This window comes from Stenotrophomonas sp. C-A (assembly GCF_054030835.1).
Genome location: NZ_CM132916.1, coordinates 4,063,986 through 4,083,479 on the forward strand (window position 1 = coordinate 4,063,986; position 19,494 = coordinate 4,083,479).

16 protein-coding genes are annotated in these 19,494 nt (G+C 65.7%); 10 read left to right on the top strand and 6 right to left on the bottom strand.

Translation table 11 applies throughout. The features are described from left to right. Positions 1–51 precede the first annotated feature (51 nt). Together ACW5IY_RS18860 and ACW5IY_RS18865 are read right to left on the bottom strand one after the other, a co-directional pair. Positions 52–2,766 (bottom strand): TonB-dependent receptor plug domain-containing protein, encoded by a 2,715-nt coding sequence (locus ACW5IY_RS18860; RefSeq protein WP_049435886.1) that lies wholly within the window; start codon positions 2,764–2,766, stop codon positions 52–54. Positions 2,767–2,860: 94 nt separating this feature from the next. Further along, the gene (locus tag ACW5IY_RS18865) at positions 2,861–3,274 is read right to left on the bottom strand and encodes a CopL family metal-binding regulatory protein (protein WP_152906197.1); all 414 of its coding nucleotides are present in this window, start codon (positions 3,272–3,274) and stop codon (positions 2,861–2,863) included. A gap of 359 nt (positions 3,275–3,633) precedes the next feature. On the opposite strand from ACW5IY_RS18865, the gene gloA reads away from it, so the two are divergent. Beyond that, positions 3,634–4,149 carry a lactoylglutathione lyase gene (gene gloA / locus ACW5IY_RS18870; protein WP_049435885.1) on the top strand — a complete coding sequence of 172 codons (516 nt, stop codon included), beginning with the start codon at positions 3,634–3,636 and terminating at the stop codon, positions 4,147–4,149. A 90-nt stretch (positions 4,150–4,239) separates the two neighbouring features. Next, positions 4,240–4,668, top strand: a complete 429-nt coding sequence (locus ACW5IY_RS18875) for a VOC family protein (RefSeq protein WP_457326843.1) — start codon at positions 4,240–4,242, stop codon at positions 4,666–4,668. A 67-nt stretch (positions 4,669–4,735) separates the two neighbouring features. On the opposite strand, the gene ACW5IY_RS18880 is transcribed toward ACW5IY_RS18875, so the two are convergent. Beyond that, positions 4,736–5,167 carry a CBS domain-containing protein gene (locus ACW5IY_RS18880; protein WP_049435882.1) on the bottom strand — a complete coding sequence of 144 codons (432 nt, stop codon included), beginning with the start codon at positions 5,165–5,167 and terminating at the stop codon, positions 4,736–4,738. Positions 5,168–5,612: 445 nt separating this feature from the next. Continuing rightward, positions 5,613–7,451, bottom strand: coding sequence for a glutamine--fructose-6-phosphate transaminase (isomerizing) (glmS, locus tag ACW5IY_RS18885; RefSeq protein WP_049435880.1), 1,839 nt, complete (start codon positions 7,449–7,451; stop codon positions 5,613–5,615). A 203-nt stretch (positions 7,452–7,654) separates the two neighbouring features. On the opposite strand from glmS, the gene ACW5IY_RS18890 reads away from it, so the two are divergent. The 7 genes from ACW5IY_RS18890 (at position 7,655) to ACW5IY_RS18920 (ending at position 15,450) form a co-directional block, all read left to right on the top strand. Continuing rightward, on the top strand, positions 7,655–8,932 hold the full coding sequence (locus ACW5IY_RS18890; protein WP_049435878.1) for an efflux RND transporter periplasmic adaptor subunit: 1,278 nt from the start codon (positions 7,655–7,657) through the stop codon (positions 8,930–8,932). Between the two features lie 28 nt (positions 8,933–8,960). Next, positions 8,961–9,686, top strand: coding sequence for an ABC transporter ATP-binding protein (locus ACW5IY_RS18895; RefSeq protein WP_014038558.1), 726 nt, complete (start codon positions 8,961–8,963; stop codon positions 9,684–9,686). A gap of 11 nt (positions 9,687–9,697) precedes the next feature. After that, positions 9,698–10,996 (top strand): ABC transporter permease, encoded by a 1,299-nt coding sequence (locus ACW5IY_RS18900; protein WP_049435876.1) that lies wholly within the window; start codon positions 9,698–9,700, stop codon positions 10,994–10,996. 23 nt (positions 10,997–11,019) lie between these two features. Continuing rightward, positions 11,020–12,237, top strand: a complete 1,218-nt coding sequence (locus ACW5IY_RS18905) for an ABC transporter permease (RefSeq protein WP_049435874.1) — start codon at positions 11,020–11,022, stop codon at positions 12,235–12,237. Between the two features lie 16 nt (positions 12,238–12,253). Next, complete coding sequence (locus ACW5IY_RS18910) at positions 12,254–12,631, top strand: PDZ domain-containing protein (protein WP_192840212.1); 378 nt, start codon at positions 12,254–12,256, stop codon at positions 12,629–12,631. Between the two features lie 123 nt (positions 12,632–12,754). After that, positions 12,755–14,101 carry a sigma-54-dependent transcriptional regulator gene (locus ACW5IY_RS18915; RefSeq protein ID WP_049435936.1) on the top strand — a complete coding sequence of 449 codons (1,347 nt, stop codon included), beginning with the start codon at positions 12,755–12,757 and terminating at the stop codon, positions 14,099–14,101. Continuing rightward, positions 14,098–15,450: a sensor histidine kinase gene (locus ACW5IY_RS18920; RefSeq protein WP_049435871.1), complete on the top strand. Its 1,353-nt coding sequence runs from the start codon at positions 14,098–14,100 to the stop codon at positions 15,448–15,450. The genes ACW5IY_RS18915 and ACW5IY_RS18920 overlap by 4 nt, the downstream gene beginning before the upstream one ends. A gap of 47 nt (positions 15,451–15,497) precedes the next feature. Here the strand turns inward: ACW5IY_RS18920 and ACW5IY_RS18925 are convergent, their stop codons facing one another. Next, a complete protein-coding gene (locus tag ACW5IY_RS18925; RefSeq protein ID WP_049435870.1) occupies positions 15,498–16,031 on the bottom strand; it encodes a GNAT family N-acetyltransferase in 534 nt (177 codons plus the stop codon). Further along, positions 16,000–17,367 carry a bifunctional UDP-N-acetylglucosamine diphosphorylase/glucosamine-1-phosphate N-acetyltransferase GlmU gene (gene glmU / locus ACW5IY_RS18930; protein WP_049435867.1) on the bottom strand — a complete coding sequence of 456 codons (1,368 nt, stop codon included), beginning with the start codon at positions 17,365–17,367 and terminating at the stop codon, positions 16,000–16,002. Before glmU ends, ACW5IY_RS18925 begins: the two co-directional genes overlap by 32 nt. Positions 17,368–17,488: 121 nt before the next feature. On the opposite strand from glmU, the gene ACW5IY_RS18935 reads away from it, so the two are divergent. Beyond that, complete coding sequence (locus tag ACW5IY_RS18935; RefSeq protein WP_049435865.1) at positions 17,489–19,453, top strand: hypothetical protein; 1,965 nt, start codon at positions 17,489–17,491, stop codon at positions 19,451–19,453. Positions 19,454–19,494 lie beyond the last annotated feature (41 nt).

Consider the following 19,494-nt stretch of genomic DNA (forward strand, 5'->3'; position numbering starts at 1 on the left):
TACTTATTCTCCCTTGCAGGGCGCCCCGCCGCAGACGGCGGGGCGGTGCGTTCACCAGCGATAGCCAATGCGTGCGTACCAGCGACGACCCAGCAGGTCGTACGTCATGGTGTCGGTGTTGGCGTCGGTGTAGCTCTGGATGAAAGGCGCGGAACGATCAAGTACATTGTCCACGCCGATCGCCACATCCAGTGCCTTACTGACCGCATACCTGAGCTGGAGGTTGTGATAGAACACCGAAGGCGCATGATCACCAATGTCACCGCGTGCAGCATTGATGTCGTCGGCCCGGCCGATGTATTGGGTGGTCCAGGTGCCTGACCATTGCCCGCGTGCGGCGTTCAGCGACAGCAGACCGCGCCACCGGGCATAGCTGCCACGACCGCCGGTGATCCGGCCCGCATAGGTGATCACTTCCGCCCCTGCGTATGGACGCACGTCATAGCGCTGGAGGTAGGAGACGTCAGCGCTGACGCTGGCATCCATGCCCCACGGCTTGAATTCGTACAGGGCTCCCAGGTCGATGCCACTGACTTCCTCATCGGCCGTGTTCACCGGCTGCGACGACAGGTAGTCCACTTCACCGGTACGCGCATTGCGGGTGAAGTTGCTGGCATTGCAGAACGGGTGTGCCAATGCCGGCGTGTTGTAGCAGATGGCCAGCTTGGTGGATCCGGCGATGCGCTGGATCGCGTTCTCGATGCGGATGCGGTAGTAGTCCAGGGTCAGGGTCAGCCCTGACGCGAACGTGGGCGTCCACACCACGCCTGCGGTAAAGGAGGTAGCGTCCTCGGGTTCGAGATCCGCGTTGCCACCAGAGGTGGTGAGGATAGTGTTGCCAGGCTGCACATAGCCCGCCGGTACGCCATGCGCCTGGCAGTTCGCACGCACCACCGAGTCGGCCGGAAGGCTGCTCCAGCCACTGCAGGGATCGGTGGTGGTGAGATTGCCTTCGGCCACGCCACCGAACAGTTCGGGAATGTTGGGGATGCGGAATGCGGTGGCATAGGTACTGCGCAGCTTCAATGAAGGGGTGACCTGCCAGTCCAGGCCGACCTTGTAGTTGAAGTCGCGGCCGAACAGATCATAGTCGGACACGCGGCCGGCCAGGTTCAGGTACAGGGAATCGGCGATGGCCACGTCCTGCAGCAGCGGCACTGCCAGCTCCACGTAGGCCTCCTTGGCCGTGTATCGCCCGGCGATCGGATCCTGCTGGTTCGTGTTGCCGATTCCGAGCACGGTCAGCGGGTCAGGGTCGCGCCAACCGCGCTCCCTGCGCACCTCGACGCCAGCGGCGAAACCCACCCAGCCCGCAGGCAACTCGAAGATCTGCCCACTGAGGTTGGCAGTGAAGCTCTTCTGCTCGTTGCCGCCGGTATCGCGTGAGGTGTACAGGATGTAGTCGAGCACCTCGCGGCTCAGGTCGCCATAGCCCAGATAGTCGCCGCAGGGAATGGCGGCACCGAGCGCAGTGCTGCACAGCGCGCGGTCCAGGGTCTGGTCGACGCGATCAAGATTGGCAACGTTGTCCGAGCCATCCACGCCCGTGTTGCGTCCCCAGTTGAGGGCCACCGACCAGTCCCAGCTGGTGCCGAACTGGCCTTTCAGGCCTGCCACCACGCGGTAGGTATCGGTCTCCTGGAAGAAGTGCCGTGGGCCGGCTTCTTCCAGACGCCGGCGCTGCAGCAGCAGATCCTGCCCGGTGGGATTGGTTGGATGATCGGCGGCGATGTTGATCGGCCGGTACACGCCCAGCCCGCCCGAAGTAGCCAGCTGCCTGGATTGGCGATTGGTGTACATCGCCTCGATGAAAACGCGCGTGCTGTCATTGAGCTGGCTGTCGCCCAACACGCTCAGGCTGAGCCGCTCGATGGGATTGACCGCATTGAGCGTGGGATTGCCGTTGTAGTTGTGCTTGGCTGCCGAGTAAGGCTCGTAGAAATCGCCATCGCCGCCAGCAACCTGGTTGAAGTTGACGCGCTGCCCATCGGCCAGCAATGCACGGCCGCCGATCGTGGTCGAGCTGCCGGAACAGACCAACCGGCCATCGGATTCGATGAGGCCGCAGGGTGCGCGCGAGGCCATGTTGACGGCACCACTGTCGAAATAGCTGACCGCAGCCATCAGGGAGCCGCGCTCTCCGCGGATGCCCCAACTGATGTCGACCGAGGTTTCCTCGCCGTCGCCCTGGCTGGTCTGACCATAACGCACCGCCGCTTCGGCACCGTCGAAGCCCTGCTTGGTGATGATGTTGACCACACCGGCCACCGCATCGGCGCCATAGATTGCCGAGGCTCCATCCTTGAGTACTTCCACCCGCTCGATCAACGACACCGGGATGACGTTGAGATCGACCGAGCTGTTGGCGCCGGTACCACCGTTGACCATGCGCCGGCCATTGAGCAGGACCAGGGTCCGGTTGATACCCAGGCCGCGCAGATTGACCTGGGTGGTGCCGTAACCGTTCTCGGCCCAGTAGGCATTGCTCTGGCTGCCGGCGAACCCGGCCGATGCCGGCAGGCGCTGCAGCAGGGTCTCCACCGAGGTGGCGCCGGAGCGCTCGATGGCCTCGGCATCGACCACGCTCACCGGGCCGACACCTGACAGCTGAGCACGCTTGATGTGGCTGCCGGTAACCTGCACGGTATCGAGCGTGCGTGCGCTTCCATCGGTAGGTTGCGCGTCCTGCGCGGCGGCGGAGTGAATGACGGAGAAACACAACAGGCTGCCGATGGCCGCAGCCAGGGCATTGGACTTGAGGTACATGCTCTCTCTCCCGCAGGGGTACTGTCTCTGGGTGCCCCTCGCTACGCTGAGGGCAAGGGACACGATGGCGTCCTGTGGACGCAGGGACAGCCGCTCAGGCGATGGGAGGTCGGAATACCCGTGAGAGTTTGCTGGCAGGCAGAATCAGCGATGGCAACGCCAGATCCAACGTGATGCGCGGATGGGCCGTCGCCAACAGCAAGGGTGGCATCGGCGGATACAGGCTCAGCAGGCAACGACAGTCACAACCGCTAGCTTCAACGCAGGTGCAGTGATCTTCATGCCCGGAGCCGGCGGCAGCTGGGGCCTGCTCATGGGAGGCATGTGCCGCCGCAGGTGCCCCCACTGTCGTGCGAGGCGTAACCTGGCATCCCACTTGCACGCGAGCAGATGAATTCTGGCCGCCTGCGCCGTGCAGGGCCATGCGCGTCCCCGCCCAGGCTCCGAAGATGCCTTCGGAGAGGAGCACGGCCATCAGCAGCAGCGGCAGCCATCGGCGGTACGGCATGGGAGCTCTGGAGACCCTCGGTTATTTGTATATACATACAAGCAATAGCGTGGCCAGTGAGACGCTGTCAACCGTCATTGACGAAGTACCTGCGCATCGCCGTCCGTGCCGAACTCCCCAACACCGCTTTCCCACCTTCCAATGCCATCGTTGCAGGCATTTCTCCCAGCGTTGCAGCTGCGCGGATCCCATTGCGGGTACACAACGATTATCCTGCGTTGCAGCATGACCCGCCGATCCGTGAACGGCTGGGAGGATGCAATGGCAGCGCTCGCTCCGGCAACTACCGGTTTCAGATGCAACTTCCAGGCACGCCTTCCGCGGGTTGTTTTCCCTTCCACCTGACAAGGATGCGATCCATGAGCTTCCATTCCCTCCAACAGGTCCCCGGCGTCGCCGCCCAGGCCCCGGCCGAAACCACCGGCTTCGTGTTCAACCACACCATGCTGCGGGTCAAGGACATCACCGCCTCGCTGGACTTCTACACCCGCGTGCTCGGCTACCAGCTGATCGACAAGCGCGACTTCCCGGACGCCCAGTTCAGCCTGTACTTCCTGGCCTACGTGCCGGCCAACGTCACGGTGCCGGAGGACGACAACCAGCGCCGCCTGTGGATGGCCGGCCTGCCGGGCGTGCTGGAGCTGACCCACAACCACGGCACCGAGACCCAGGACGGCGCGGTCTACCACGACGGCAACAGCGACCCGCGCGGCTTCGGCCACATCTGCGTGTCGGTACCGGACATCGAGGCGGCCTGCCAGCGCTTCGAAGACCTTGGAGTGACCTTCCAGAAGCGCCTGACCGACGGCCGCATGAAGAACCTGGCCTTCATCAAGGACCCGGACGGCTACTGGGTCGAGATCATCGCCAACTGACCCGAAAAGGGGACGGAGGGGATTAAGCCGTTTCTGGCACTATTGGGCTGGAAGCGACTTAATCCCCTCCGTCCCCTTTTTGAGGTTCGTATGGAAACGATGGAACTGCACCGTGGCCGCCTGATCGACCACATCCAGCTGGTGGTACGTGACCTGGCCGCCAGCCGCCGCTTCTACCAGGCGGTGTTCGATACGATCGGCATTCCGATTGCCGGCGAAGGCGATGATTACTTCTGGGCCGATGAGCTGTTCATTTCCAGCGCCAGCAGCGAGGCTGCCGCCGGCCAGCTGACCGGCCGCCACCACCTGGCGTTCCAAGCGCGCGACAGCGCCACCGTTGATACCTTCCACACTGCAGCCATCGCCGCTGGCGGCACCGACAACGGTGCACCGGGCGAACGCCCCTACCATCCGGGCTACTACGGCGCGTTCGTGCTCGATCCCGATGGCAACAACATCGAAGTGGTCTACCACGGCCCGGCCAGCTACAGCGCCGACTCGGTGAAGGTCACTTTCTGATATCACCGAAGCCGTGAACGAAGAAGCCGGGCAATGCCCGGCTTCTCTGCGTCCAAGGGTCCAGCCCTCAGTGGGCCGCCATGTAGATGTCCTGCAGCACGGCCTTTTCCAGCTCCAGCTCGCCCAGCAGGTTCTTCACGATATCGCCCAGGCTGAGGATACCGACCAGGCGGGTGCCTTCGGTGACCATCAGATGACGGCGCCGCGAGTACGTCATCAACGACATGGCCTGCTTCAGGGTGGCCTCCGGGGCGATACCTTCCAGGCCGGTGGACGGCACGCTGGCAATCACCCGGCGGCCGGCCTGCGGGCCGTCGTCGGCCAGGGTGCGCACGATGTCCTTTTCGGAAATGATGCCGACCGGGGCATCGTCCTTCATCACCACCAGCGCAGCGATCTTGTTCGCGCTCATCTTGTGGGCGGCGGCACCGATGGTGTCTTCGGCGTCGATGGTGATGACAGCTTCTTTCTTGGATTGCAGGAGTTCGCGGACGTTCATTCTTGTTTCCTGGTGCAGGTCACTAAGTCAAAAAGTGTGCTCTTCCGATACGCCCCCTCCCCGGGAACAGACCTTTCAGCGCACGTCTGGCGCACCCGGCTGCCGCTTGGAATGGATCGGCAGACGACGTGCTGCAACGCGAACGAGGTGGGCTCAACCGCTCAACCCGGACCTCGGTCGAATCGATTCTACGACTGCGACCATCGGTCACTACCGGCATCGATAGGACAGTTCGTCGTGGGAACCAACTGACGATCCAGAGAATGGCACCGCGGCTGAAACCGCCGCTGAATACTGGCGGTGCCACGCGTTAAAGATTGATTGCGCCCTGCCGAAGGCGGACAAAGCACGCGGCGGCTGTCCCACTTTCCACGGCGACCGACGCAAACGAAAGGGGCCGCGCAGGCCCCTTTCGCATACAGCATCCAACAGAGCCGGGAGTGCTTTACTCCACCGTCACGCTCTTGGCCAGGTTGCGCGGCTTGTCCACGTCGGTGCCACGTGCCAGCGCGGTGTGGTACGCCAGCAGCTGCACCGGAATGGTGTGCACGATCGGACTGAGCACGCCGGCATGGCGCGGCGTACGAATCACGTGCACGCCTTCGGACTCGTTGAAGTTGCTGTCCTGGTCGGCGAACACGAACAGCTCGCCGCCACGCGCACGCACTTCCTGCATGTTCGACTTCACCTTTTCCAGCAGGCTGTCGTTGGGCGCGATCACCACCACCGGCATGTCCTCGTCCACCAGCGCCAGCGGGCCATGCTTCAGCTCACCGGCCGGGTAGGCCTCGGCGTGGATGTAGGAGATTTCCTTGAGCTTGAGCGCGCCTTCCAGCGCGATCGGGTAGTGCAGGCCGCGGCCCAGGAACAATGCGCTGCTCTTGCGCGCGAAACGCTCGGCCCAGGCAGCGATCTGCGGCTCCATGTTCAGCGCGTGCTGCACGCTGCCCGGCAGGAAGCGCAGCTGCTCCAGGTAGTCCGCTTCCTGCGCGGCGTCGATGCGGCCATGCAGCTTGCCCAGCACCACGGTCAGCTGGAACAGCGCGGCCAGCTGGGTGGTGAAGGCCTTGGTCGAGGCCACGCCGATCTCGGCGCCGGCGCGGGTGTAGCAGACAAGTTCGCTGGCGCGCGGAATCGCGCTTTCCGGCACGTTGCAGATCGACAGCGTGTGCTTATGGCCCAGCGACTTGGCGTACTTCAGCGCTTCCATCGTATCCAGCGTTTCACCGGACTGCGAGATGGTCACGATCAGATGCTTGGGGTTCGCATAGGCCGCGCGATAGCGGTACTCGCTGGCGATTTCCACGCTGCACGGCAGGCCGGCGATGGCCTCGATCCAGTAGCGCGCGGTCAGGCCGGAGTAATAACTGGTACCGCAGGCGATGATCTGCACGCCTTCAATGCCCGACAGCACGGCTTCGGCATTCTTGCCGAACAGCTCGGCCGGGAAACCACCGGCGTCGATCGCCGCCTCGATGGTGTCGCCCAGCGCGCGCGGCTGCTCGTGAATTTCCTTCTGCATGAAGTGGCGGTACGGGCCCAGCTCCAGCGAAGCCAGCGACACATCGGACAGATGCACGTCGCGCTCGATGGGCTGGTCATGCTCATCGAAGATGCGCACGCCGTCACGGCGGATTTCGGCGGTGTCGCCTTCCTCCAGGAAGATCACCTTGCGCGTGGCCGAGATCACCGCCGAGACGTCGGAGGCGACGAAGTTCTCACCCTCGCCCAGGCCGACCAGCAGCGGGCAGCCCATGCGCGCACAGACGAAGCGCTCCGGCTCGGCACGGCTGACCACGGCCAGCGCGTAGGCACCGGTCAGTTCCTTCACCGTGTGCTGCAACGCCACCAGCAGGTCGTCGCCGTCCTTCAGGTGATGGTGGATCAGGTGCGCGATGACTTCGGTGTCGGTCTGCGACTCGAAGGTATAGCCCAGCGCGCGCAGTTTCTCGCGCTGCTCTTCGTGGTTCTCGATGATGCCGTTGTGCACCAGCGCCACGCCGTGGCTGATGTGCGGATGCGCATTGGCCTCGGTGACACCGCCATGGGTGGCCCAGCGGGTGTGGCCGATGCCCAGCACCGCATTGAAGCCCTCGGCCTCGGCCGCAGTCGCCATTTCCGACACACGCCCGGTACGACGCACGCGACGCACCTCGGACCGCTCGGCGTGGTCGATCACCGCGATACCCGAGGAATCGTAACCACGGTACTCAAGGCGCTTCAGACCCTCGATCAGCACCGGCACTACGTCGCGATCAGCGATCGCACCCACGATTCCACACATGTCACGCGTTTCCTTGAAGACGATCGGCGCATTCTAGCCTGCGGGCCCGCGCTCCCCCTCCTGTCCGCTTAATGAAAGTGTCCGGAAAGGTGTCCGCGGACACCCGGACACTTCAGCACGCCTCCCAACTCATTGACCTGAAAGGAAATAAACTTGGCACGCTACGTGCTTGGTACTGGCTACCACCGTCAGGCACGCACCCGATGATCCGCGACACTTCCGCACAGGACCAGATCGTTTCCTCCGCCCCGGCCGGCACCACCCGCGCCAACTGGCAGCGCTACCGCTGGCCGGCACTGGGCGCCATCGTGCTGCTCGCCGGCATCGGCTGGGCCGTGCACGCCTGGTCCAACGCCAGCCGCTCCTTCGACAGCAGCCGCGTGCGCATCGCCGAAGTGAAGCGCGGCGACCTGGTCCGCGACATCGCCGCCGACGGTCGCGTGATCGCCGCCAACAGCCCGATCCTGTACGCCATCTCGGCCGGTACCGTGGACCTGAAGGTGGTCGCCGGCGACGTGGTCAAGAAGGACCAGGAGCTGGCGGTCATCGACAGCCCGGAACTGCGCAGCAAGCTGGCCCAGGAACAGGCCACTCTGGCCGGCCTGGAAGCCGAGGCCAGCCGCGCCGCGCTGGACGCCACCCTGGCCCGCGCCAAGTCGCGCAAGGAGACCGACCAGGCCACCATCGAACGGCAGGCCGCCGACCGCGACCTGCAACGCTACCAGCGCGGCTACGACGGCGGTGCGGTGCCGCAGATCGACCTGGCCAAGGCCAAGGACTCGCTGAAGAAGGCCGACATCACCCTGGCCAACGCCACCACCGATGCGCGCCTGCAGAGCCAGGGCGCCGACCTCGATGCCCGCAACAAGCGCCTTCTGGCCGACCGCCAGAAGGCCGTGGTGGCCGAAGTGCAGCGCCAGGTCGATGCGCTGACGCTGCGCGCCCCGTTCGATGGCCAGGTCGGCCAGGTGCAGGCGGTGCAGTCCACCAACCTGGCCGCCAACGCCCCGGTGCTGGGCGTGGTCGACCTGTCCAAGTTCGAAGTCGAGATCAAGGTGCCGGAGAGCTTCGCCCGCGACCTGGCGATCGGCATGCCGGCACAGCTGACCGGCGGCAATGGCCAGCCGTTCCCGGGTGAGATCAGCGCGGTGTCGCCGGAAGTGGTAAACGGCGAGGTCAACGCCCGCGTGCGCTTTGCCAGCGCGCAGCCGGAAGGCCTGCGCCAGAGCCAGCGGATGTCGGTGCGCGTGCTGCTCGATACCCGCAAGAACGTGCTGAAGGTCGAGCGCGGTCCGTTCGTCGAACAGGGCAACGGCATGGCCTACGTGATGGATGGCCGCACCGCCGTGCGCCGTCCGGTGGAACTGGGCGTCAGCAGCCTGGGCGAAGTGGAAATCAAGTCGGGTGTGCAGCCGGGCGACCGCATCGTGGTCTCCGGCAGCGACCTGTTCAAGGACGCCGAACGCGTCTCCGTCAACTGATACCTGAATCCTGGAGAGAGGACACCCCATGTACATGCTCGAAATGCGCTCGGTCGCCAAGGTCTTCCGCACCGAACAGGTGGAAACCCACGCACTGCGCTCGCTGGAACTGCAGGTCAAGGAAGGTGAGTTCGTCGCCGTCACCGGCCCGTCAGGCTCCGGCAAGACCACCTTCCTCAACATCGCCGGCCTGCTGGAAACCTTCACCAGCGGCACCTACATGCTGGATGGCCAGGACGTGAGCACGCTGGGCGATGATGCGCGCAGCCGCCTGCGCAACCAGAAGATCGGCTTCATCTTCCAGGGCTTCAACCTGATTCCCGACCTGAACCTGTTCGACAACGTCGACGTGCCGCTGCGCTATCGCAAGATGAGCGCCAACGAGCGCCGCGAACGCATCGAGAAGGCGCTGACCCAGGTCGGCCTCGGCTCGCGCATGAAGCACTACCCCAATGAACTGTCCGGCGGCCAGCAGCAGCGCGCGGCCATCGCGCGCGCGCTGGCCGGCAGCCCGCGCCTGCTGCTGGCTGACGAACCGACCGGCAACCTGGACACGCAGATGGCCCGCGGCGTGATGGAACTGCTGGAGGAAATCAACGCCGCCGGCACCACCATCGTGATGGTCACCCACGACCCGGAACTGGCCGCGCGCGCGCAGCGCAACGTGCACATCGTTGATGGCCAGGTGACCGACCTGGTGCGCGAGCCGGTGCTGGCCACGCCGCCGCGCCACATCGTCGCCGTCAACGAGTGAGGGGCCCCACCATGTTCGCCTACTACGCCCGACTGGCGGTGCGCAGCTTCCGCCGCAACAAGGTCCTGACCGCGCTGATGGTGGTTGCCATCGCGCTCGGCATCGGCGCCTCGATGACCACCCTGACCGTGTTCCATGTGCTGTCCGGTGACCCGATTCCCGGCAAGAGCGACCGTCTGTTCTACGTCCAGCTCGATGCCGCGACCGGCGCCTACGTCGCCGGCGAGGAACCGGAAACCCAGCTGACCCGCTTCGACGGTGAAGCCCTGCTGCGCGAAGCCAAGGGCGAGCGCCAGGCGCTGATGAGCGGCGGCGGCGGCACCATCGAACCGGACAACAGCACCCTCAAGCCCTTCAGCATCGACACCCGCTGGACCTCGGCCGACTTCTTCCCGATGTTCGAGGTGCCCATGCAGTACGGCCGCCCCTGGACGCGCGAGGACGATGAAGGCCGTGCGCGCGTGGTGGTCATCTCCAAGGCGCTCAATGACAAGCTGTACCAGGGCGCCAACAGCGTGGGCCGCGACCTGCGCATGGAGGGCCAGAGCTACCGCATCGTCGGCGTGATGAAGGAATGGAGCCCGGAGCCGCACTTCTACGACCTGACCACCGGCAGCTACGGCAAGAACGAAGACCTGCTGCTGCCGATCTCCACCTCGTTCGACCTGAAGCTGGGCAACAACGGCAACATGAACTGCTTCGGCGAGAATCCCGACGGCAACAGCTACTCGCTCAATGCACCGTGCGCGTGGCTGCAGTACTGGGTGGAGATGGACCCGGCCAAGGCCGGCGACTACCGTCGTTACCTGGAGAACTACTCGACCCAGCAGCGCGAGGCCGGCCGCTTCAAGCACCCGCCGAACGTGCGCCTACGCACCGTGATGGAATGGTTGGACTTCAACGGTGCGGTGCCCAGCGACGTGCGCCTGCAGCTGTGGCTGGCGCTGGGCTTCCTGGGTGTCTGCCTGGTCAACACGGTGGGCCTGCTGCTGGCCAAGTTCCTGCGTCGCAGCGGTGAGATCGGCGTGCGCCGCGCCCTCGGTGCCAGCCGCGGCCAGATCTTCCTGCAGTGTCTGGTGGAAGCCGGCGCGGTGGGCGTGGTCGGTGGCGTGCTGGGCATCGGCCTGGCCCTGCTCGGCCTGTTCGCGGTGCGCCAGCAACCGGTGGAGTACGCCAAGCTGGCCCACCTGGACGGCAACATGCTGCTGCTCGCACTGGGCCTGACCCTGTTCGCCAGCCTCGCCGCCGGTTTCCTGCCCGCCTGGCGCGCCATGCAGGTCACCCCGGCCATCCAGCTCAAATCGCAGTAAGCACTCGAACGAGGACTCCCATCATGGACATCCGCCCCATCCTCAGCACGCTGCGCCGGCACAAGACCGCTGCTGCATTGATCGTGCTGGAAGTCGCACTGACCTGCGCCATCGTCTGCAACGCGCTGTTCCTGGTCAGCCAGCGCGTGGAGAAGATCAGCATGCCCAGCGGCATCGCCGAGAATGAACTGGTGATGCTGCGTGTCAGTGGCATCGGCAAGCAGACCGATGCCCTGGCGCGCACCCGCGAAGACCTCGCTTCGCTGCGCGCGATCCCCGGCGTCAGCAACGTCACCATCATCAACCAGGTTCCCTTCCGCAACGGCTCCTCCAGCAGCAGCATCTCGCGCGAGGTCGACCAGGAACGGCCGACCACCAACGCCTCGATGTACACCCTGTCCGAGAACGGGCTGGCCACGATGGGCATCAACCTGATCGCAGGCCGCGATTTCCTGCCCGACGAGTACCAGAACTTCGAAGACGCCAGCAAGGGCGGCGCCAAGGAAAAGGCGATTCCGGTCATCTTCACCCAGGCCACCGCCGCCAAGATGGAACCCAACGGCAGTGCGCTGGGCAAGACCTACTACATGGGCAAGCAGCCGCTGCATGTGGTCGGCATCGTCGACACGCTCAGCACGCCCAATGGCTGGAATGACAACTGGACCAACTCGATGCTGCTGCCCATGCGGCGCACCTTCGACGAAGGTGGCACCTATGTGCTGCGCACTTCGCCGGAACGCCGCCAGGAGGTCCTCGATGCCGGTGCCGCCGCGCTGGAACGCAACGACCCCAACCGCCTGATGCGCGACAAGCTGACCTATGAAGACCAGCGCAAGGACTTCTTCAAGAACGACCGCGCGATGGTCGGCCTGCTGATCACCGTCAGCATCTCGCTGCTGGTGGTCACGGCGCTGGGCATCATCGGCCTGGCCAGCTTCTGGGTGCAGCAGCGCAGCAAGCAGATCGGCATCCGCCGTGCGCTGGGCGCGACCCGTGGGCAGATCCTGCGCTACTTCCAGACCGAGAACTTCCTGCTCGCCTCGCTGGGCATCGTGCTGGGAATGCTGGCGGCGTATGCGATCAACCTGGCCCTGATGAACCTGTACGAGCTGCCGCGCATGCCGCTGTACTACCTGCCGCTGGGTGCACTGCTGCTGTGGGTGCTGGGCCAGATCGCGGTGTTCGGTCCGGCACGGCGTGCGGCGGCGGTACCGCCTGCGGTCGCCACGCGGGGCGCCTGAGATGCGTGCCTGCGCGATGTGCCTGATGCTGCTCCTGCCACTGCCGGCGCTGGCCGGCGGTGGCAACGCGCAGACACTGGAATGGCGCCAGGATGCCGCGCGGCTGTCACTGCGCTCGACCGAGGGCCAGGTGCGCGTGGAGGCTGCCAGCCCGGAAGCACGCTTCGGCGTGCGCAGCGGTGATCGCATCCTCCGCGTGGACGACACGGCGGTGCGTCGGGTCGAACACCTTGCCGAGGCCCTGCGCCATTCCCACGCCGCCACCGCCTATCTGTTGCTGCGCCGCGACAGACGCGAACTAACGGTGGCGGTCGACGCCGCAGCCTGGCGCCAGGCACTGGAAGTGCCGCTGCCACCTGCGCCGCCAGCGCCCCCGGCGCCTCCCCGGCACTGAGCGGGGGCCGCTCCTGCACAGCCACGGGTTTGGCTATGCTTGATGGGTGGCGCCGGGCTCTCCCGGTGCGTGGACACGAACGGCTCCAACGGCGCCGCCCATCCCTTTCTGCAGAACCGTTTGATGCCTGCGATCCTGATCATCGACGACAACGCCAGCGTGGGTACCGCGCTGGACGTACTGTTCTCCCTGCACGACATCGACACCCTGCAGGCGCAGTCGCCCGCCGACGGGCTGGCGCTGCTCGAATCTCAGCCGGTCGACCTGGTCATCCAGGACATGAATTTCAGCGAGGACACCACCTCCGGCGAGGAAGGCGAGGCCCTGTTCGCGCAGATCCGCGCGCGCCATCCGGACCTGCCGGTGATCCTGCTCACGGCGTGGACCCATCTGAGCAGCGCCGTGGACCTGGTCAAGGCCGGTGCCGCCGACTACCTGGCCAAGCCCTGGGACGACCGCAAGCTGATGACCACGGTCAACAACCTGCTGGAACTGTCCGAGGCGCGCCGCGAACTGGACCGGCGCCGCAGCCGTGAACTGCGCCAGCGCAACGCGCTGGAAGAGAAGTACGACCTGTGCGGCGCGGTCTTCGCCGACCCCGCCAGCGAGCGCGTGATCGCGCTGGCCTGCCAGGTCGCACGCTCGGAACTGCCGATATTGATCACCGGCGCGAACGGTGCCGGCAAGGAAAAAATCGCGCAGATCATCCAGGCCAACTCACTTGTGGCCAAGGGTCCGTTCGTGGCGGTCAACTGTGGCGCGCTGCCCTCGGAACTGATCGAAGCCGAACTGTTCGGTGCCGAGGCCGGTGCGTATACCGGCGCCAACAAGGCGCGCGAAGGCAAGTTCGAGGCCGCCGATGGTGGCACCCTGTTCCTGGATGAGATCGGCAACCTGTCGTTGGGCGGGCAGATGAAGCTGCTGCGCGTGCTGGAAACCGGCCGCTTCGAGCGCCTGGGCTCCAACCGCGAGCGCCAGGTCAAGGTCCGCGTGGTCAGCGCGACCAATGCCGACCTTCCGGCGATGATCCGCGACGGTACCTTCCGCGAAGACCTCTATTACCGCCTCAATACGGTGGAACTGGTGCTGCCGCCACTGGCCGAACGACCGGGCGACATCGTGCCGCTGGCCGAGCGCTTCCTGACCGCCGGCAAGGCGCTGTCCAGTGCTGCCACCGCGGCCCTGCAGCGGCACCCGTGGCCAGGCAACGTGCGCGAGCTGCGCAACGTGATCCAGCGCGCCGAACTGCTGGCCACCGGAAACCGCATCGAAGTGGCCGATCTCAACCTGCCGCGCGCACCCGCCACACCGCGCCCGGCCCCCAGTGCGGGCAATGATCCCGACCGCGCACGCATCGAGGATGTACTGGCGCGCAACCATGGCGTCATCGCCCAGGCCGCCGCCGAACTCGGCCTGAGCCGCCAGGCGCTGTACCGGCGCATGGACCGCCACGGTATTCCGCGCGAATGAAACGGCGCTCGTTCACTTTCCGCCTGTTCCTGCGCCTGCTGCCGGTATTGGCACTGGCGGCGGCACTGCCGTGGCTGCTGGCCTACTGGATGGACCATGGCTGGGTGGTGACCACGGTTTCGGCGTTGATCCTGCTGTCGTTGATGTGGTGGACCCTGCGCCGGGCGACCGCCCCGGTGCGGTCACTGATGCGGGCCCTGGCGGGCACCACCAGCAGCTATCGCGACGGCGAATACAACTTCGGTGTGCACTGGCCCGGCAATGACGAGCTCGGCGACCTGGTGCAGGCGCACCGCGAACTGGGTGACGTGCTGCGTGCGCAGCGGCAGGGCTTGGTGCAGCGCGAGCTGCTGCTGGACACCATGGTGCAGAACACGCCGGTGGCGATGCTGCTGATCGCATCCGGCGGCGACGGCATCGCCCGCGTGGTGTTCTCCAACCTGGCCGCGCGCAAGCTGCTGCATGGCGGCTGGAAGCTGGAAGGCCAGCGTCTGGAAGATGTGCTGGAGCAGGTGCCGGTGGAGCTGCGCGATGCCATCGCCCGTGGCGGTGACAGCCTGTTCGCGGTGCATGCGGAAGGCGAAGACGGCGATGAGGATGACGAGCAGGTCTACCACCTCTCGCGCCGCGCCTTCCAGCTCAACGGGCGCCCGCACGACCTGCTGCTGGTGCGTCTGCTGACAGCCGAGCTGCGCCGCCAGGAAGTACAGACCTGGAAGAAGGTGATCCGGGTGATCAGCCACGAACTGAACAACTCGCTGGCGCCGATCGCTTCGCTCGCCCATTCCGGCGGCGTGCTGGTGCAGCGTGAGCGCTTTGACCGGCTGCCCGAGATCTTCACCACCATCGAGGACCGGGCGCGTCACCTGGAAGGCTTCATCCGTGGCTACGCACGCTTTGCCAAGCTGCCGCAGCCGCAGTTGCAGACCGTGCACTGGGCCCCCTTCCTGTCCAGCCTGCGCCAGCAGATCCCGTTCACCATGGAGCGCGAGCCGGACGAAGAACTGAGCAGCCGCATCGACATCGCGCAGTTCGGGCAGGCGCTGCTGAACCTGTTGAAGAACGCGCACGAAGCCTGCGCCGAAGCAGAGCCGCCGAACGATGATGTACAGGTGCAGCTGACCCGGTTGCCGCAGTGGCTGCGCCTGGATGTGCTTGACCGCGGCAAGGGCATGAACGAGCAGGTGCTGCAGAATGCGCTGATGCCGTTCTATTCGACCAAGCGCAATGGCACCGGGCTGGGGCTGGCGCTGACCCGCGAAATCGTGGAGGCACACGGTGGTCGGGTGTCGTTGCAGAACCGCGGCGATGGCGGGCTGTGCGTGTCGATTCTGTTGCCGGTGGGCTGAGCGGGCAGATCCACGCCATGCGTGGATGTGCCGACCAAGGTCGGCACCTACCAGGCCTGCCGCATCGCCACCCGCAGGTGCATCGGGAACCCCAGCGCGGCTTCTTCGGCCATCACCGCGCGCAGACCATCGTTCCACTGCGCCTCGGGCACTACCTCGAACCCTTCGCTGGCATAGAAGGCCGCATTCCACGGCACGTCGGACAACGTGGTCAGCACCGCTGCCGCGTAGCCGCCGGCCCTGGCCTGTGCCAACGCATGGCGCAACAACACGCGACCATGACCGCGGCGCGCGTGCGCGGGATCCACGTCCATCTGCAGCACATGGAAGTCACCGCACAGCTCGCCGGCCAGCAGGTAGCCCGCGATGCCACCGTCAGCCGCATCCAGCACCCACAACTGGCCACGTTGAAGGCCATCCTGCAGCGTCGGCAGGTCGAGGCCATGCCCGGCAAATACCGGGTAGGCCTGGTGTCCCTTCAGCAGCTCACCGGCACGTTGTTCAATTGCCGGCAGCATGCCGAGTTCGTCGGCGTGCGGGATGCGTGGCTCAGGACTTCTTGAGCGGGCGCTTCCAGCCATCGATGGTTTCCTGTCGTGCACGTGCCAGCGTCAGCTTGCCATCCGGGGCGTTGCGGGTGATGACCGAACCGGCAGCGATGGTGGCGCCCTCACCGATCAGCACCGGTGCCACCAATGCGCTGTTGGAACCGATGAAGGCGTTGTCGCCGATGGTGGTGGTCGACTTGTTCACGCCATCGTAGTTGCAGGTGATGGTGCCGGCACCGATATTCACCTTGCTACCGATCACCGCGTCGCCCAGGTAGGTCAGGTGATTGGCCTTGCTGCCAACACCGAGGGTGACCTTCTTGGTCTCGACGAAGTTGCCGACATGCACGCCATCGGCGAGCACGGTACCCGGGCGCAGCCGTGCGAACGGCCCCACCAACGCAGCACCTTCGGTGACCACACCTTCCAGGTCGCAATGCGCGCGCACTTCGGTGCCCGGGCCAAGATTGACGTCCTTCAGCCGGTTGAACGGGCCCACGGTGACGCCGTCACCGAGCACGATGTTGCCTTCCAGAACGACATCGACATCGATCAGCACGTCGCTGCCCACGGTGACGGTGCCACGGATATCCAGGCGTGCCGGGTCGCGCACGCGCGCACCCTGCGCGCACAGGGCCCGTATCGCGCGACGCTGCCAGGCACGCTCCAGCTGCGACAGCTGCCAGGGATCGTTTGCCCCTTCGGCCTCCTGCGCGTCGGCCACCGGCGCCATCTCGGCCGGAGTGTACTCGTGCGCGGCAAAGGCGAACACGTCGGTCAGGTAGTACTCGCCCTGCGCGTTGCTGTTGGACAGCTGCGACAGCCAGCGCCGCAGCGCGGTCGACTCGGCGGCGATGATGCCGGTGTTGATCGTGCGCACACGCAGCTGGTCGTCGGTAGCGTCCTTCTGTTCGACAATCGAGCCGACCTTGCCTTCGGCATCGCGCAGCACGCGGCCGTAACCGGTCGGGTCATCGACATCGGCGACCAGCACCGCCAGTCGACCCGGCTGCGCCAGCAGGTCGCGCAGGGTCTGCGCGCGGATCAGTGGCACGTCGCCGTACAACACCAGCACCTGTGCGGCGTCGGGCACCTGTGGCATCGCCTGGGCCACCGCATGGCCGGTGCCCAGCTGCTGCGCCTGTTCAGCCCATTGCAGGTCGGGCTGGTCGGCGAAGTGCTGGCGTACCGCTTCACCGCCATGGCCGTAGACCACGTGGATCGCGGCCGGCTGCAGCTCGCGGGCGGCGTCGATCACATGCGCCAGCATCGGCTGGCCAGCGATCGGCTGCAGTACCTTCGGCAGCACCGACTTCATGCGCTTTCCTGCACCGGCGGCGAGGATGATGATGTGCAAGGCTTGGGTCATGGAGAGGGGCCACGCAGCGGCGGCAATCTGAGGACTGGCTGATAGGATAGCCGAGCTCCTTCCCTGCCTGACGTGAACCGAGAATTCCTTGAAGAAGCGATTCCTCGATCTTTTGCCCTGGATGGGCCCACTCCTGCTGCTCATCGGCCTGGCCATCACGCCACTGCTCAGGGGCTTGCCATCAGGTCGCTTCCGTGAACTGGTCGTACTGGGTCTGCTGACCTGCGCCTTGGCATGGCTGATGCGGCGCCTGCGTGGCTGGTCCATGGCCAGCTGCCTGGCGATGCTCTGGATACTTCTGCTCCCCCTGTTCACCAGTGTATTTCCGCTGCTGGCAACGGCCTTGCTGCTGCTGGTTGCGATCGTGATCGGTCAGGCGCTGTTCGCGCAGCGCTCGTTGGCCCTGCAGACGATGGCTGGCCTGTTGGGACTTTCGGCAGTGCTGGGCTGGGCCCTGCTGGTCCCGATCCATTTCCGCTGGGTCTATCTGCCGGTGGGCCTTGCCGTGGTGATATGGCGCCGTTCGCTGCTGTGGACATCGTTGCGGGCGGGCGTGGCACAGTGGCGACAGTCCGTGGCGAACGCGCCGCGCAGCGCTGCTTTCGCTGTGCTGGTGGTGGGCCTGGCCAGTACCACCTGCTGGTTGCCGACCCTGCAGTACGACGACCTCACCTACCACCTGCGCTTGCCATGGCAGTTGCTGGAACAAGGCGTCTATCAACCGGCTCCCCAGCACCAGATCTGGGCGCTGGCGCCCTGGGCAACGGATATCATCCAGGCAGTACCGCAGGTAATCGCAGGAGCTGAAGCACGCGGCCCGGTCAACGCGATCTGGCTGTTGCTGCTGGCCACGGGCGCCTGGCAGCTTGCGGCGCAGCTCGGCGCGAGCGCGCTGCTGCGCTGGCTGGCGGTTGCCATGGTAGCCAGCCTGCCGCTGACCGCCGGCCTGGCGGGGGGCATGCAGACCGAGCTGCCAACCGCTGCAGTGCTGCTCTGGATGAGTGCGCTGGCTGCCGCGCCCCGTGATGGCCGCTTGTCCAACTGGATGCTGCTGGCGGTGCTGGCCGGTGGACTGCTGGCGATGAAGTTGATGAGTGCGGTGATGGCGCTACCTGTCCTGGCCTGGGCCCTGATCCGCCATCCGTGGCCGTCGTTGCCGCGCATCGGCCTGGTGCTGCTGGCAGGACTGCTGGTCGGTGGTGCGAACTACGTGTTCGCGCAGTGGATTGCTGGCAATCCGGTGCTGCCGCTGTTCAACGGCATCTTCCAGTCTCCCTATTTCCCTCCAATGAACTTCATCGACCTGAAGTACAGGATCGGCTTCGGTCCTGACCTGCCATGGGCACTGACCTTCCATTCATCGCGCTACTTCGAATCGGACGATGGTGCGGCGGGCGTGGTCCTGATCGGCTTGGCCGGACTGTGGCTGCTGGCCGTGCTGCGTCCGCCAACTCGCGCGGCGGCACTGGTGGCACTGGCCGCACTGGCACTGCCGCTGTTGCCGATCCAGTACCTGCGCTACGCCTATCCTGGCATGGCATTGCTGTGCGTAGTCGCCGTGGCGTCGCTCGGCGCCGGCCCCTTGCGCCGGTCTCTCATTGGACTGCTGGTGGCGCTGTGCGTGCTCAATGTCGGCTTCCAATCCACCGGATACTGGATGCTGCGTAGCGGGGCGTTGAAGGACACGCTAAAGGCAGCTGGCCGCGATGCTCCGTTGTTCCAGCGTTTTGCACCCGAGCGCACACTGGCCGCGGCCATCCGTGCATCGGGCGAGGATGAGGGCAGCGTGCTGCTGCTGGATCCGCGTGACGCGTTCTCCGCCGAATTCGGTACCCGTGGGCGCACGGTCAGCTGGTACTCGGCCAGCCTGCAGGCGGCCGCGGCCAGCGCCGAGCTGGATCCCAGCGGCAAGCGTTGGCTTGCGATGCTGCAGCAACAGCAGGTCAGGCACGTCATCCTCCGCATTGAAACGCTCACACCTTCACAGAAACTCGCACTTGAGCTGGCAGGTGCCCAGCTGCGCGAAGAAGCCGGTGGCCGCCAATGGTTGAGCCTCCCGGCGCCCCCAGGAATGCCATCGCGATGAGCATCACCTGTTCGCCCCCCCCACCAGAGAGGTCCGGCCCG

Bases quoted from the DNA above. Each gene is read 5' to 3' on its own strand.
- ACW5IY_RS18860 (WP_049435886.1), bottom strand. From the start codon at position 2,766: ATGTACCTCAAGTCCAATGCCCTGGCTGCGGCCATCGGCAGCCTGTTG.
- ACW5IY_RS18865 (WP_152906197.1), bottom strand. From the start codon at position 3,274: ATGCCGTACCGCCGATGGCTGCCGCTGCTGCTGATGGCCGTGCTCCTC.
- gloA (WP_049435885.1), top strand. From the start codon at position 3,634: ATGAGCTTCCATTCCCTCCAACAGGTCCCCGGCGTCGCCGCCCAGGCC.
- ACW5IY_RS18875 (WP_457326843.1), top strand. From the start codon at position 4,240: ATGGAAACGATGGAACTGCACCGTGGCCGCCTGATCGACCACATCCAG.
- ACW5IY_RS18880 (WP_049435882.1), bottom strand. From the start codon at position 5,167: ATGAACGTCCGCGAACTCCTGCAATCCAAGAAAGAAGCTGTCATCACC.
- glmS (WP_049435880.1), bottom strand. From the start codon at position 7,451: ATGTGTGGAATCGTGGGTGCGATCGCTGATCGCGACGTAGTGCCGGTG.
- ACW5IY_RS18890 (WP_049435878.1), top strand. From the start codon at position 7,655: ATGATCCGCGACACTTCCGCACAGGACCAGATCGTTTCCTCCGCCCCG.
- ACW5IY_RS18895 (WP_014038558.1), top strand. From the start codon at position 8,961: ATGTACATGCTCGAAATGCGCTCGGTCGCCAAGGTCTTCCGCACCGAA.
- ACW5IY_RS18900 (WP_049435876.1), top strand. From the start codon at position 9,698: ATGTTCGCCTACTACGCCCGACTGGCGGTGCGCAGCTTCCGCCGCAAC.
- ACW5IY_RS18905 (WP_049435874.1), top strand. From the start codon at position 11,020: ATGGACATCCGCCCCATCCTCAGCACGCTGCGCCGGCACAAGACCGCT.
- ACW5IY_RS18910 (WP_192840212.1), top strand. From the start codon at position 12,254: ATGTGCCTGATGCTGCTCCTGCCACTGCCGGCGCTGGCCGGCGGTGGC.
- ACW5IY_RS18915 (WP_049435936.1), top strand. From the start codon at position 12,755: ATGCCTGCGATCCTGATCATCGACGACAACGCCAGCGTGGGTACCGCG.
- ACW5IY_RS18920 (WP_049435871.1), top strand. From the start codon at position 14,098: ATGAAACGGCGCTCGTTCACTTTCCGCCTGTTCCTGCGCCTGCTGCCG.
- ACW5IY_RS18925 (WP_049435870.1), bottom strand. From the start codon at position 16,031: ATGGCTGGAAGCGCCCGCTCAAGAAGTCCTGAGCCACGCATCCCGCAC.
- glmU (WP_049435867.1), bottom strand. From the start codon at position 17,367: ATGACCCAAGCCTTGCACATCATCATCCTCGCCGCCGGTGCAGGAAAG.
- ACW5IY_RS18935 (WP_049435865.1), top strand. From the start codon at position 17,489: ATGGGCCCACTCCTGCTGCTCATCGGCCTGGCCATCACGCCACTGCTC.